We start from the raw sequence: 13,287 nt of genomic DNA, 5'->3' as shown, positions 1-13,287 counted from the left end.
GGACTGACGGTCTGCAGCATGGGAGTGACGGGAGCCCCCTGTCATGCCGCGTTCCGGTCAGCGGACCGGAGCACCGGCCACCGGTCGTGGGGCGGGTGGTGGCGTGTCGCCCGGGGGTCTCCAAAACCGTGTCCACCAGCGCTGCCGCCGACGGGGACGCGCGGAGTTGGGCTTAGTCTTCGGCTCATGGAGTCCTACACCATTGGTCAGGCGGCGAACCTGCTCGGCGTGAGCGTCGACACGGCGCGGCGCTGGGCGGATGCCGGCCGTTTTCCCACCCGCCGCGAGAACACCCGCCGGTTCGTCGACGGCCCGGACCTTGCCGCCTTCTGCGTCGAAGTCGCGCAGGAGGCCGCCGCGGAGAACGGCGAGGCGTACACATCCGCGCGCAACGCCTTCTCCGGCATCGTCACCGCGGTCAAACTGGGCGACGTCGCCGCCCAGGTCGAGATCCAGGCCGGCCCGCACCGGCTGGTCTCACTGCTCACCCGCGAGGCCGTCGAGGAACTGCAACTGCAGGTCGGCATGCAGGCGACTGCCCGCGTGAAGTCCACCAGCGTCCATATCGATCTCGCCTGAGGGAGAATTCTCGGAGGAGCTGTCGATTCGGCCGTATCTCGTTCGACGCATAGGTGAGAGCGGAAAACAACGAGAGACGGACCAAGGAGAACGCCATGCGCAAGCTGCGCGCACACAACATCACGATCACCCTGGACGGCTACGCCACCGGCACGGGCCAGCGCCTGGACGCACCCTTCGGGGACGGCGTCGACGGTTTGCACGAGTGGATGTTCGCCGCGCTGCGCGCCCGCGACGAGGGCACAGCGGGGATCGACGCCGACTACGTCGAGCGGGGCGACGAGAACATCGGCGCCACCATCATGGGCCGCAACATGTTCGGGCCCGTGCGGGGAGCGTGGCAGGACGAGTCATGGACCGGTTGGTGGGGTGACAACCCGCCCTTCCACCATGACGTGTTCGTCCGCACCCATCACCTGCGGCCGTCGTTGCCGATGAAGGGTGGAACGACCTTCCACTTCACCGACGAGCCCGCCGAAACGGTGCTGCGGCGGGCCTTCGAAGCCGCGGCGGGCCAGGACGTGCGCCTCGGCGGTGGCCCCGGCACCATCCAGCAGTACGTGCGTGCCGGGCTGCTCGACGAACTGCACCTGGTCGTCACGCCCATGCTCGCCGGGAAGGGCGTGCGCCTGTTCGACAACTGGGGCAAATCGATCGACGGCTACCAGGTGGCCGAGCAGGTCAGCTCGGCAGCAGTCACCCACGTCCGCCTGATCCGTCGCTGACGCGCGCCCCCGGCACCGCTCACTTGCGGCGGGACAGCGCGACCATGACCAGCACGAGGACACCGACCAGCAGCACAACCCCCACCACGGTGAGGACGACATGCCCGCCCGAGGAGGGCGGATCAGGAGCGACATCAGCCAGTAGAGACACGTGTGTTCTTCCCTTCGACGGGCCCGGCGACCGGAGCCGGGACCGGCCCCAGTCCCAGAATGAGCATCAACAGGACCGGAAACTCCAGATAGGCGTGGTAGCTCGCGATCGCCGCATACAGCGCCTTGCCCTGCGCGTAGTCCGTCGCGAACAGCGACGCGAGGACCACGGCCACGCCCAGGCCCAGCGCCCAGGCCCGCCAGCCGCGCACGACCGGCACCCGTCGCTCGAACGACCGCGTCGCATCGGGCGCATAGCGCGGCAGGAACCAGACCCAGACCACGTAGTGCATGGTCTGCAGGAAGGCGAACACCGCGACGAAGCGCAGACTCAGCGTCGAGTCCAGCCACGCCGGCGGTGTGTACGCGGCGGACAACCGGTCGGTCCAGGCCGTACCGGCGGCCAGCCAGTGGTCGAACGCCCCGGCCATCAGCAGTGCGGGCACCACCAGGACCCATCCGCACTGCACCGCACGGAAGGTGGCCCGCCCTTGCGGCAACCGGCGCGACCACTCCCACAGGAAGAGCAGCGGGACGACGTTGTGCAGATGCGTCAGCACCACGAAGTGGTAGGCGGGGAAGGCCAGTGAGGTGCCGGCCGCCGCCGCGAGCACGGCGACCGAGGCCACCAGGAGCTGCAGCCGGGAGCGCAGCGCGTGCGCACACGCGGTGCCCAGCAGCCCGTAGGCCAGCAGGATCTCGCCGGTGCGCGTCGCCGTCGACGGCGGCAGCAGGCGGCACACGACGATCCCCGTGATCAGCAGGCCCAGCAGCCGCAGGAACGGCCCGCGCAGCACCCCTTCGAAGCGGCCGGCCACGTACCGCAGTTCCAGCACGTTGTGCAGGATTCCGAACGTCGCCAGCCCGATGACCGCTGTCCCGGCCGGCAGTCGCAACGCCGCCACGAGGGCGACGGCCGCCGCGCACACGAACCCCGCCACCGGCGCGGCACCCAGCCCCCGCACGGCGGGCAGGCCCGCCGCCTGCGCGCTCGCCATCCGTCCCCTCCCCGTGACACGATCCCGCCGTGCCGTACCTGTTCGCCCTCGCCCTGACGCTGCTCGTCGAGGTCCCTGTCTACATCGCGGCGCTCACCGTATCGGCCCGCGTCCGGCCGGCGCGCGCCGGTGCCGCCGCCCTGATGGTCAACTGTGTGACGCACCCACCCCTCTGGTGGTTCCTCGCCCAGGTCCCGGCCGCCGACTACTGGGGATACTTCGCCGTGGCCGAGGCAACCGTATGCATGGTGGAGGCGCTGCTCCTCCGCCGTATGCTCCGGCTGAACGGCCCGGTCCCGTACGCGGCATCCGTGACGGCGAACGCGGCGTCGGTCATCGCGGGGTTCCTGCTGATCTGAGCGCATCCGACGCGGCAGCCCCGGCGTCGCAGAGGATCGGATCAGTGCTGGCTCAGGTCCCATTCCCCGACCGTCTGGTCTCCGCTCATCTCACCCGTCGGCCGGACACCGAGCCCCCAGGTAGAAGCGCTCGGGGCCGTCCTCGCCCGGGTGCCGGCTGGTCGTGAGTCGGGTGCCACCGCGGCGGCGGATCTCGGCGGCAACGGCCTCGACCGCAGGCCGGTCCAGGTCCTCCGGAAGTCCGGGCCGGTCCGTCATGTGTGCCCCCGCTGGTCGCCCGGGTGTTCGCTCGTGCCGTTCGTTGCCCACCACCGTAGTAGCTGCCGCTGACACACCAGTCGGTGGCTCGCGTCGAGCGACAGTCCCCGGCGAAGGGACCACTATCGTGCAACCGTGAACGGATCCGTCCAGCGCCCACTGCTCTTCCTCGACGTCGACGGCCCGCTCATCCCGTTCGGGGCGACACCGCAACAGCATCCGAACGGCTATCCGACGTATCGGACGAGTACCGGTCGGCAGGGAGCCGGATCGCATCCGCTGTTGGCCAGGATCAATCCCGAGTACGGCCCCCGACTGGCGGCACTGCCGTGCGATCTGGTCTGGGCCACGACATGGATGGCCGACGCGAACGAGTGCATCGCCCCGCTGCTCGGCCTGCCGGATCTGCCGGTCGTGAACTGGCCCGAGCCCTCCGACGAGGACGAGGACCAGGACGAACGGAACGACCCGAACCAGCCGTATGATCCGGATGCTCTGGATGAGCGGGCCGGACTGCACTGGAAGACCCGCGCGCTCGTCGAATGGGCCGCAGGTCGCGCCTTCGTCTGGGTCGACGATGAGATCACCGACGCCGACCGCACCTGGGTCTCCGCACAGCATCAGGGACAAGCCCTCCTCCACCGGGTCGACCCCCGCTGGGGCTTGACCGACCGGGATTTCTTCGCTCTCGACGACTGGCTGCGCCGCACCGCCGGGCTGCCCCCGTCCCACGGCACGGGACATCCCCCGTCTCTGCCGACAGGCTGAAAATCGCTCACGGAGCCCTGTCCCGAACCGCACTTCGCTGATTACGGACCCGTACACCCGGGCTGGGCGCCACGATGGCGGCGTGAGACTGACTCCCCCTGAGGCCGTACTGATCGGAACAGCGCTGGGCGCCCTCGCTTCGCTCCTCAGCGTGGGGATCGCGCAGCGCTCCACGACCAGGCGTGAGCGCGAACATCGCGTCTGGGATCGGCGGATGGCGGTCTACGACGAAGCCCTGATCCTGATCCACCGTATTGCCCACGACCGCGGGGAGATGCTCCGGACGGGAATCCTCCCCGAACGCCGGAATCCCCAGACCGACCGGGCGGACATCACCCCCGTACTGGCCAAGCTCGAGATCTATGGTTCCGATCAGCTCCTCGCGGCGCATGAAAAGACCTTCGAGGCCATGCGTGAGTGGATCAATGCCTGGGGTATATGGAAGACCCAGGAGGAGACCAACCCCCGGCGCTCCGACCGTGATCCCTTATGGGTGATCGTCACGGAGGGGGTCAGGAATGCGGAGGAGGCGGACCGGCGCTTCGTGGAACTGCTGCGCGCGGAGGCGCGTGCCGATGGGCACGGAAAGCGCAAGGGGGTTCGATTCCGGAACCGAACGGGGGGCCCGACGCGTGACGCACAATGAGAACTTCATAGAGATATTCCGTGACGATCTCCTCCTGGGATTCGGGGTAAGACTGACACGGAACTTCGCTGTCACCGCCGAGCACTGCCTTCGGGATCGCCCTTCCGACAGTGAGCTGTTGAAGGTTCGCCTACCGGACAGCACGTTCGCGACGGGGCTGCTGAAGGATTACGACATGCTGTCCGACCTGGCGTTACTGAGGCTTGGATTCCAACAGCCGCCACCGCTTCCCGAAGCATTCTTCGATCGTGTGAAGCACGGCGACCCCTGGAAGGCCGTTCATCGATTATCGGACTCCGACGATTTTCTGTCCGGCAATGTCGTCGAAGTCTCCCTGCGTTACGGCAGTACGAAGCACAGGGTCGTCAACGCCCTCCGCCTGCAGTGCGACGGTCCGTGCGACGACCACCGCCAGTTCTCCGGCAGTCCGATCGAACGAGAAGCCCCTCATCGCGCATCCACCGTACTGGGCCTCCTCGTCAAGAGGCCGCCGTACTGCACGGCGCCGGCCGACTCGGCATTCGCCGTGACGATAGAGGAGGCGGTCCGCAGCCTGGCAGGTATCAGACTGGTCGTCCCGACCGGCGTATGGCCGGGCACCGGCGCCGGCTCGGCAGCGAACGGCACAGCAGGGATCCAGACTTCCCCGCTGGTCAAGCCTTACGCCGTAGCGGAAGAAAGCGATCTGGAAGACGACTCCTCATCCAGAAAGGCCATAGCGGAGGCCCTCGAAAAATCCGATCTGGGCGGCAACATATACCCGTTGTGGAGGGGACGGCTGTCATGACAGAACGATCACCCATGGGCGCCGGGGCTCCGGAAGGAAACGTGAACGCACTCGAGACCCTGAACGACGCCATAGAACTGGCGGAGGGCTACCTCCTGGAAGCCGGCGAATCCCGTCCGACGGGAGATGACCTCCTCGTACGGTTCGTGGCGTGTCTCCGCCACCGCGACCTGGTGGGGGAACCTCACCAGGCGATCGCTCAGCGACTCGCCCATTTCGCGAAGCTCCTGTCGGCCATCGGCCTGAAGCAGGGATCGCTGACCATAGCCGATCTGACCTTGCGCCATATGGAGATATCGGAGGCCGACCAGGAGATCTATCCCGCCGCCGTCTGGAACGACCTCGGCATGTTGCTGGCGGAACACGGTGATGTGGAGCGATCCCGGCTCGTCCTGAGCTGCGCCCTCAACAGGGCGCGCCGCAGCGCCGCCCCTGAGCTCGCCCGGATCCTCTCCAACCTCAGTGCCGTGAGTCTGCGGGCGGACGACCTGGAGGACGCCCGAATATGGGCCGAACAGTCGGTGCGGGCCATGGGGAAGTACTGGAGCGTCGACAATCCGGAAGCCCGGCTGACCACCGACTGGGTGTTGCTCGAGATAGCCAGGATCCAGCAGGACCAGCCGGCCATCGGGCGAGCACTGGACGACTTCAGCACCTCGGCCGAGCAGTTCATTCGCGTCAAGGGAAGTGAACATCCGAGAGCCATCGCGGCGCTGGCGGCCCTGACCGCCGCGAAGTTCGAGGTGGCCGCAGCATCCGACGACACCGACGTCAGCGAACAGACCCTGGGTGATCTGGAGACCATCTCCCTGAACGCCTCGGCGATTCTCGGTTCCGACCATCGGCAGACCATCGTCACGCAGGCGTCCCTGGCGGAAGCAGAGTTCACTGCAGCGGAGCAAGGCCCGACGTTCGACGCTCGCAGGAAACGCGCCGTGGCCATGCTGGAGACAGTCGCGGACAACGCCTCGGCGACACTCGGCAGGGATCATCCCCAGACACGCGAAGTGCGTCGAAAACTCGCTGAATTGCGTGCCGCCGTGACACCCGCCCAGGAACTTCCCTACCTGATCGATCAGGTGTACCGACCTCAGCAGAACACCGAGCGCAACGAAGCGAAGAAGTCGGCGCTCACGAGGGAGCGATCCATCATCCGGCTGATCGCGCATGCCGGTGCCTCATATTTTCTCAGCCACGTGGATCTGTTCTACCCAGCGATCATTCGTGCTCTCGAACGACATATCCACTTCCATGTCGTGCTCAGCAGCCCATGGAACAGCCTGGCCGTCTTCAGCAAGCGGGACGCGACGACGGAGAAGGCCAACGTTCAGAACATCGTGGACCTCGTCGAGGACAGCCAGTACTACCTGGAAACGTTCCTCCCGGTGATCCAGTCCTACTTGCGGCTTCAGGAACAGTACGGAGACCTCATCGAGTTGCGGCTGACCCCGATGGACATCTCCGGGTCCACGCTCCTCACCACGGACATGGGATTCTTTGAACCCTATCTGACGGCCAACCCTGACTTCCGGACCCGTCGAGGACTGAGTGCCTTCGAGATCCGGTTCAGCCAGAGCAGCAGATATTACGACGACAGCGTGGCCGCATTCAATACCCAGTGGGAATTGGCCAGCACCTGGGGGCAGTTCGGCGCCCACGAGGAACAGCACAAGCAGATTCTTCGCGATGTGGTGTCCGCGCTGAGTGACGACAAGCCGGGAAGAGCCGTCAAGGAAGGTGCAGAGCGCCCGCGCTGAAACTTCGGACAACGCCGACCGAACCGACGAAGAGCGCCTCCGGCAACGCATCCAGCGGCCAGAACTCCCACCTCACACAGCGCTCCGGCTCGCATACCCGGATGTCCCCTTCAAACGCCAGCACCTCTACTCCGACCTGTATATGGTGATTCGCAGCCGGATCAGGATCCGTCACGCAGACGACCCGCGCGCCGATGGCGCGGACACCGGTCTCCTCCTCCAACTCCCGGCGGGCGGCCTCGATCAAGGTCTCACCCAGTTCGAGATGACCGCCGGGCAGTCCCCACGTGCCGGCACCGAAGGCATTGGCACGCAGTCCGAGGAGTACACGATCCCCGACCCGCACGATCGCCTGGACGCCTACCCGTACGTGCTCCGCCATCCCCGTCCCTCACGCATCAGGGTAGGTGTTCACGAAGTTGTCCATGTTTCTCGTCAGAGAAATCAGCTCCCCTGAGGGAAATGCGCCCTTCATCCCCTCCGAGCACTTCGCCAGCTCGTCGAACAGGTTTCCGATACGCCGCTCGCCGGCCTCGTCGACCACCACCATCTCGCAGTCCGGGTCGATGAAGAAGTAGCTGCCCGTGCGGGTGGAGTTCCGATAGACACGCAGAGTGACTCCACGCTCGGCAGCGGCCTTCTCGCACTTCCTGACCACTTCGTCGAAGTCCTCCTGGCTGACCGCGAGCCAGTCCCGATTGTCCGCACCGTAGTTGGTCTCCGACATCTGGTACACCTTCCACACATCGGGAAGCCAGGAGTCCTCCTCAATCAGGTCGAGAACCCTAGAAGCCCCAGAAAGGTTGAGATGCGTGACAACCGTCCCCAATTTGACCTGAACCGGCTTGTGGTTCTTTCGCACTTCCGCGAGCAGCGCGAGTACCTTCTCGCGATGCGGTGCGACGCCTGTCCGCAAGGCCGCGTGTTCGATGGGGTCCGCGGATTCCAGGGGCAGGGCGATCCAGGAGAGGCTGGGGAGGATGCGCTCCATCGTTCGCAGAGGCGCCAGCCCATTGGTACTGAGGACGACTCGCGGCCCCGGGTCTCCCGAGGGAGAGGATCGATGCAACGCGCCGACAAGGTCCGCCAGATAAGGCAGAAGCGTGGGCTCGCCCCCAGAAACCACCACTCCCTGCACGCAGGCATCTCGTAATACTTCGGCAACCCGCAGGGCGTCCCTTCGAGACATGGAGGGAACCTCATGCCTGGGCCCGAAACAGAAGGGACAAGTCAAGTTGCACCTGCCGATTGGCCGGAGGTCAACGAAGGCAGGAAGTTGCATGATGGGACTCTAAACCAAATCCGTAGCACTGAACGTGAACAATCGCAGCTCGAACTGAAGCCCGCAATGGGCCATCCACTCGCTCAAGATCACTCCCGTCACAGATCACGATCTCGTTGGACGCGCATGCTCGGAACATCAGTGCGATGATCAACAGTCGGGCCTGTCCGCCCCTCACCATGACGGCCCAGCCCGCTCGCAGCAGGGTGGAGCGCCAGGGTCCAGGGGCAGCCGGCCGGCGCGGAGCCGCATGGAAGGATGGGCCCATGGGATCGCGGCTGCCGTTCGGGGACGAGTTGAGGAGTGAACTGGGATCGCCCGGTCGCTCACGCAGACTGGGCAGCAGCCCCCGCTCACGTGTGTGGCGCGTTGAGCTGCCTGGAGCGTCGGCCGTGGTGAAGCAGTTCGTGGAGGGCCCCGACGCCGCCGAGCGGTACACACGTGAGGTGACCGCTCTGCGGCTGGCCGGCCGGGCCGCATCACCCGTGGTGCCCGCGCTGCTGGCCACCGATCCCGGCGAGCGTGTGGTGGTGCTGGAGCACTGGGAGCACCAACAACCCGCCGGCGACTGGATCGTCGACTACGCCGCCGCGCTGGCCCAGCTGCACACCACCACCGGTCCGCAGGATGTCGGCGTGCTCCCCCGCTGGCAGGGTCCGGGTCAGGACGACGTCGACGCGTTCCTCCGGTTGGCCGCGGTGCTGGAGGCTCCCGTGCCGCCCGGAGTGTCCGAAGAACTCGAAGCCCTCATCGACCGGCTCGACCGAGCACCCGGGCATGCGCTTCTGCACGGGGATCCGTGCCCTGGCAACGACCTGCACACCACGGCGGGAGTCAGGTTCATCGACTTCGAGCAGGCCTCGCTGGGCAGCGGCGTCATGGAGCTCGCCTATCTGCGCATCGGATTTCCCACCTGCTGGTGCGTCACCTCGGCGAACGAACCGCTGCTGGAGCGGGCCGAGAACGCCTACCGAACCGCGTGGCGCGCGGCGACCGGATCGGAGATCCAGGGCGACCTCACCGACGCGTGCGCCGGCTGGCTGATCCGCGGCGACGCGCTGGTCCAGCGTGCACACCGCGACGGCACCGACCACCTGGCACGTGTCCCGAGGCGGGACTGGAAGTGGGGTACGGCAACCGCTCGGCAGCGGCTCGTCCACCGACTCGGAGTCGTCGGCAGGATGGCCGCCGGCCATGCCTCGCTCCAGGGCGTGAGCAGCCTCAGCACGGACATGCGTCAGCGGATGCTCGCCCGGTGGTCCGCGATTCAGCCGGTCCCGAGCGAACGACCGTAGCGCTCCGAGATGTGCCCGGCCGGCTCAAGGGCCGGCCGGGCACCTGACGTTCCGACGTGTCGGTCAGGTGGCGAGGTGCCACTGCTGGTTGGCGGCGGAGCTGTTGCAGGCCCAGATCTGGAGCCGGGTGCCGTTGGCGGAACTGGCGCCGGTGGCGTCCAGGCAGCGGCCCGATCCCGTGTTGACGAGAGTGCTTCCGGCGCCCGCGGTCCACTTCTGCGCTGCGGTGCCGTTGCAGTCGTAGAGCTGGATCTTGGTGCCGTCAGCGGTGCCCGCGGCGGTGACGTCCATGCACTTGCCGAGCGCTCGCAGGGTGCCGTCGGACGAGGAGGTCCAGGCCTGCGCGCCCGTTCCGTTGCAGTCGTAGAGCTGTATGGGCGTGCCGTTGGCGCTGTTCGACGCCGCTACGTCGACACACTTGTTGCCGATTCCGGTGAGCGGGTGGCCGGTGCCGCCGCCCGAGGTGTCGCTGGTGGTGACGTGCACGTAGTCCACGACGAGCTGCTGCGGAAACGTGGTGCCGGAGTTGGGGTCGCCGGGCCAGTCACCGCCCACCGCGAGGTTGAGGAGCAGGTAGAAGGGGTGGTCGAACACCCAGCGGTTGCCGTTGAGGTCGGCGGGGGTGCGCGTCTCGTAGACATTGCCGTCGACGGACCACTTGATGGAGTTCGGCGCCCAGTCGACGGCGAAGGTGTGGAAGGCGTCGGAGAAGCTCTGGCCGCCGGGGAGCGTGAAACCGGCACCGATGCCGCCGGCTCCGGAGTAGCCGGGGCCGTGGATGGTGCCGTGTACGGAGCCGGGCTCGAAGCCGACGTTCTCCATGATGTCGATCTCACCACTGCCGGGCCAGCCGGCCGTGCCGATGTCGTTGCCGAGCATCCAGAACGCGGGCCACATGCCCTGGCCGCGCGGGAGTTTCATGCGGGTCTCGAAGTGGCCGTACGCCTGGGTGAACTTGGTGGGCGTGGAGAGCCGGGCGGAGGTGTACTGACAGGTGCCGTACCAGCACTGGTAGTTGGCCGGGTTCTCCTTGCGGGCGGTGATGACGAGATTGCCCTGGCCGTCGAGGGCAGCGTTGTGGTTACCGCTCGTGTAGTACTCCCGCTCGTGGTTGTTGACGTTGTCGCCGGTCTCGTAGCCCCATTTGGAGCTGTCGACCGCGCTTCCCGCGGCACCGTTGAAGTCATCGGTGAACGTGGCGGCGGCCGCCGCGGGAGACGTGTTCTCGGCTCCGGAGGCTTGGGGGGACAGCGCCTGCTGGAGCCAGCCGCAGAGCAGGAGCACGGCGGCGGCGAACAGTGCGAGGGGGCGGGGGCTGATGCGTCGGGTGGGGGGTGACGCCGACATGACGGGCTCCTCAGTGGGGGACGGTGGAAAGCCGGAAGGCAGTCGTGCTCCTCGCTTCACGGATGGGGGGCTGCGGGTTCCGGGCACAGAGACGACGGGGGGTAAGCACTCACGTCCTCGTCGTACGACAGAACATGACAGGGCATGACGGACGGGACATGGCGACACCTGGGCTACACATACCGGCCCGTGCGGGCACGCGGGTACGAGGGGTCAGCTGAGGCAAGGTACCGCTTCCGGCGCCCCGCAGCGTCGGAACAGTCGGTACACGACAAGCCCCAGGCAGAGTCCCACGGTTGATGTACGGCCGGTCGAGGTGCGGCCCGAGCGGGTCGGGACAGTGTCCTGAAACGCTGTACGACCACGACCATGCTTGGACTAGACCACGACGCTGTCAAGACCACGGCGTCCCCTTCCCGCCTTTCCGGGGCCATCAGTGCAGTACAGCGCCCCCATGGGTTGCGTGAGCCGCCGGCAATCGCCGGCGAGCGGCAACTGCGGGGCCTGTGCGAGGTCTTGACGGGGTCGTGTCCCCTCGGTTAAATCACCACCTGGATTAAGTCGTGAACAAAGTGAAGTCTTCTACTGATGCTCCGTCAGGAGAACGTCGGTAGGCCGTCCGACCTGTTCGCTGCCGACGCCCGCACCTCGGTCTCTCCGCACGATCCCCCCACTGTCACTCCGCCGTGCCCAGGAGGAACCCCGTCCCATGTTGCGAACCCGCACGGCACTCCCCGTGCAACGCGTACTGATACGGCTGCTCGCGCTCTGCATGCTCCTGCTCGGCCTCACCGCCGTCCCGGACTCGGGCACCGCGCACGCGGCCCCCACCTTCAAGGTGCTGGCGTTCTACGACGGCACCTACGACGCGGCGCACATCAGCTTCGTCCACGAGGCCAACCAGTGGTTCCCGCAGCACGCCGCGGAGAACGGCTTCACGTACACCGCGACCAGTGACTGGAGCCAGCTCAACACCGCGAACCTGACCAAGTACCAAGTGGTCCTGTTCCTGGACAACCACCCGCAGACCGCAGCCCAGCAGAGTGCGTTCAAGACGTACATGGACAACGGCGGCGGCTGGATGGGCTTCCACGTCTCGGCCTACAACGACTCCACTTCCAACAGCTGGTCCTGGTACCACAACACCTTCCTGGGCACCGGCACCTTCAAGAGCAACACTTGGGGCCCGACGGCCGAGACGCTGAAGGTCGAGGACCACGCACACCCGTCGATGGCAGGGCTGCCGGCCACCATCGCCTCGTCGGTCAGCGAGTGGTACAGCTGGAACAACGATCTGCGCCAGAACCCGAACATCGACATCCTGGCCTCCCTCGACCCGTCCACCTTCCCGGTCGGGACGGACCCCGCCCAGACCTGGAACAGCGGCTACTACCCGATCATCTGGACCAACCGCCAGTACAAGATGCTGTACGCGAACTTCGGTCACAACGCGATGAACTACGACACCAACACCGCGCTGTCGTCGACCTTCGCGAGCGCCCAGCAGAACCAGTTCCTCCTCAACGGCATCAAGTGGCTCGGTGGCGGCGGTGCGTCCAATCCGGGTGCCGGCTTCACGCTCGGCGTGACGCCCGCCTCGGGCACGGTGGCACCCGGCGCGTCGGCCACCGCCACGGTCACGACGGCCGTCACGTCCGGCGGTACGGCGCAGAGCGTGGCGCTGACCGCGAGCGGTGCCCCGTCGGGAGCGACCGTGTCGTTCAGCCCGGCGTCGGTGACCTCGGGAGGCGGCTCGACGCTGACCGTGGCCACGACCTCGGCGGTCGCACCTGGCACGTACCCCATCACCGTCACCGGCACCGGCTCGTCGGGTGCCCAGACAGCCACCTACAGCTTGACGGTGACGGGCACCGGCGGCGGCTCGGGTGCGATCACGGGCTACGGCGGTAAGTGCGTGGATGTGGCGGGTGCGAGTTCCACGAACGGTGCCGCGGTGCAGCTCTACGACTGCAACGGAACCGGCGCGCAGAGCTGGGCGGTGGGCGCGGACGGCAGCGTGAAGGCGCTGAGCAAGTGCATGGACGTCACTGCCGCCGGTACCGCGAACGGCACCAAGGTCCAGTTGTACGACTGCAACGGGACCACCGCTCAGAAGTGGACGCCGAGCACCAACAACACCCTGGTCAACGCCGGTTCCGGTCGCTGCCTCGACGCCTCGGGACCGAGTTCCGCCAACGGCACCCGGCTGCAGATCTGGACCTGCAACAGCGCCGCCGCCAACCAGCAGTGGCATCTCCCCACCTGAAGGACCGGTGTTCCCCCGGGTGAACCGGGGGAACACCGTTCGGTCGCGGAATTCACGACCCGGCGGATTT

14 protein-coding genes and 1 pseudogene are annotated in these 13,287 nt (G+C 67.0%); 9 read left to right on the top strand and 6 right to left on the bottom strand.

Going from position 1 to position 13,287, the window contains the following annotated elements; genetic code table 11:
- Positions 1 to 186 precede the first annotated feature (186 nt).
- Positions 187 to 579: a TOBE domain-containing protein gene (locus C8250_RS39340; RefSeq protein ID WP_138356643.1), complete on the top strand. Its 393-nt coding sequence runs from the start codon at positions 187 to 189 to the stop codon at positions 577 to 579.
- A gap of 95 nt (positions 580 to 674) precedes the next feature.
- Positions 675 to 1,304, top strand: a complete 630-nt coding sequence (locus tag C8250_RS39335) for a dihydrofolate reductase family protein (protein WP_138356644.1) — start codon at positions 675 to 677, stop codon at positions 1,302 to 1,304.
- Positions 1,305 to 1,323: 19 nt separating this feature from the next.
- On the opposite strand, the gene C8250_RS44590 is transcribed toward C8250_RS39335, so the two are convergent.
- Entirely contained in the window at positions 1,324 to 1,455 is a 132-nt protein-coding gene (locus tag C8250_RS44590; RefSeq protein ID WP_269285412.1) for a hypothetical protein, read from the bottom strand.
- Positions 1,439 to 2,452 (bottom strand): hypothetical protein, encoded by a 1,014-nt coding sequence (locus C8250_RS39330; protein WP_187145167.1) that lies wholly within the window; start codon positions 2,450 to 2,452, stop codon positions 1,439 to 1,441. Before C8250_RS39330 ends, C8250_RS44590 begins: the two co-directional genes overlap by 17 nt.
- Positions 2,453 to 2,481: 29 nt before the next feature.
- Between C8250_RS39330 and C8250_RS39325 the strand changes: the two genes are divergently transcribed.
- A complete protein-coding gene (locus tag C8250_RS39325) occupies positions 2,482 to 2,811 on the top strand; it encodes a hypothetical protein (protein WP_138356645.1) in 330 nt (109 codons plus the stop codon).
- 41 nt (positions 2,812 to 2,852) lie between these two features.
- Here C8250_RS39325 and C8250_RS39320 read toward each other — a convergent pair.
- Positions 2,853 to 3,033: pseudogene (locus tag C8250_RS39320) on the bottom strand (GNAT family N-acetyltransferase); the annotation flags it as partial.
- Between the two features lie 171 nt (positions 3,034 to 3,204).
- On the opposite strand from C8250_RS39320, the gene C8250_RS39315 reads away from it, so the two are divergent.
- The 4 genes from C8250_RS39315 to C8250_RS39300 all read left to right on the top strand — a co-directional run bounded on the left by C8250_RS39315 (position 3,205) and on the right by C8250_RS39300 (position 7,027).
- Positions 3,205 to 3,837 (top strand): HAD domain-containing protein, encoded by a 633-nt coding sequence (locus C8250_RS39315; protein WP_138356646.1) that lies wholly within the window; start codon positions 3,205 to 3,207, stop codon positions 3,835 to 3,837.
- Between the two features lie 151 nt (positions 3,838 to 3,988).
- Positions 3,989 to 4,483, top strand: a complete 495-nt coding sequence (locus C8250_RS39310; protein WP_138356647.1) for a hypothetical protein — start codon at positions 3,989 to 3,991, stop codon at positions 4,481 to 4,483.
- Positions 4,470 to 5,270: a hypothetical protein gene (locus C8250_RS39305; RefSeq protein WP_138356648.1), complete on the top strand. Its 801-nt coding sequence runs from the start codon at positions 4,470 to 4,472 to the stop codon at positions 5,268 to 5,270. Before C8250_RS39310 ends, C8250_RS39305 begins: the two co-directional genes overlap by 14 nt.
- A gap of 41 nt (positions 5,271 to 5,311) precedes the next feature.
- Positions 5,312 to 7,027, top strand: a complete 1,716-nt coding sequence (locus C8250_RS39300) for a tetratricopeptide repeat protein (protein WP_138356649.1) — start codon at positions 5,312 to 5,314, stop codon at positions 7,025 to 7,027.
- On the opposite strand, the gene C8250_RS39295 is transcribed toward C8250_RS39300, so the two are convergent.
- Both C8250_RS39295 and C8250_RS39290 read right to left on the bottom strand, forming a co-directional pair.
- Positions 6,999 to 7,409, bottom strand: coding sequence for an NUDIX domain-containing protein (locus C8250_RS39295; RefSeq protein WP_138356650.1), 411 nt, complete (start codon positions 7,407 to 7,409; stop codon positions 6,999 to 7,001). The two genes, C8250_RS39300 and C8250_RS39295, sit on opposite strands and share 29 nt — an antisense overlap.
- Before the next feature lie 9 nt (positions 7,410 to 7,418).
- A complete protein-coding gene (locus C8250_RS39290; RefSeq protein WP_138356651.1) occupies positions 7,419 to 8,309 on the bottom strand; it encodes a radical SAM protein in 891 nt (296 codons plus the stop codon).
- Between the two features lie 266 nt (positions 8,310 to 8,575).
- On the opposite strand from C8250_RS39290, the gene C8250_RS39285 reads away from it, so the two are divergent.
- Complete coding sequence (locus C8250_RS39285) at positions 8,576 to 9,604, top strand: aminoglycoside phosphotransferase family protein (protein WP_138356652.1); 1,029 nt, start codon at positions 8,576 to 8,578, stop codon at positions 9,602 to 9,604.
- Positions 9,605 to 9,667: 63 nt separating this feature from the next.
- Here C8250_RS39285 and C8250_RS39280 read toward each other — a convergent pair whose 3' ends face one another.
- Entirely contained in the window at positions 9,668 to 10,951 is a 1,284-nt protein-coding gene (locus C8250_RS39280) for a glycoside hydrolase family 16 protein (RefSeq protein WP_138356653.1), read from the bottom strand.
- A 709-nt stretch (positions 10,952 to 11,660) separates the two neighbouring features.
- Here C8250_RS39280 and C8250_RS39275 point away from each other — a divergent pair.
- Entirely contained in the window at positions 11,661 to 13,217 is a 1,557-nt protein-coding gene (locus C8250_RS39275; RefSeq protein ID WP_138356654.1) for a ThuA domain-containing protein, read from the top strand.
- Positions 13,218 to 13,287: the final 70 nt, after the last annotated feature.

Origin of the sequence: Streptomyces sp. So13.3 (assembly GCF_005860785.2) — a bacterium.
In the GTDB taxonomy this organism is placed as follows: Bacteria; Actinomycetota; Actinomycetes; order Streptomycetales; family Streptomycetaceae; genus Actinacidiphila; species Actinacidiphila fildesensis.
The sequence above is the reverse complement of the archived record's forward strand: the minus strand, read 5'-3'. Positions and strand labels throughout refer to the sequence as shown.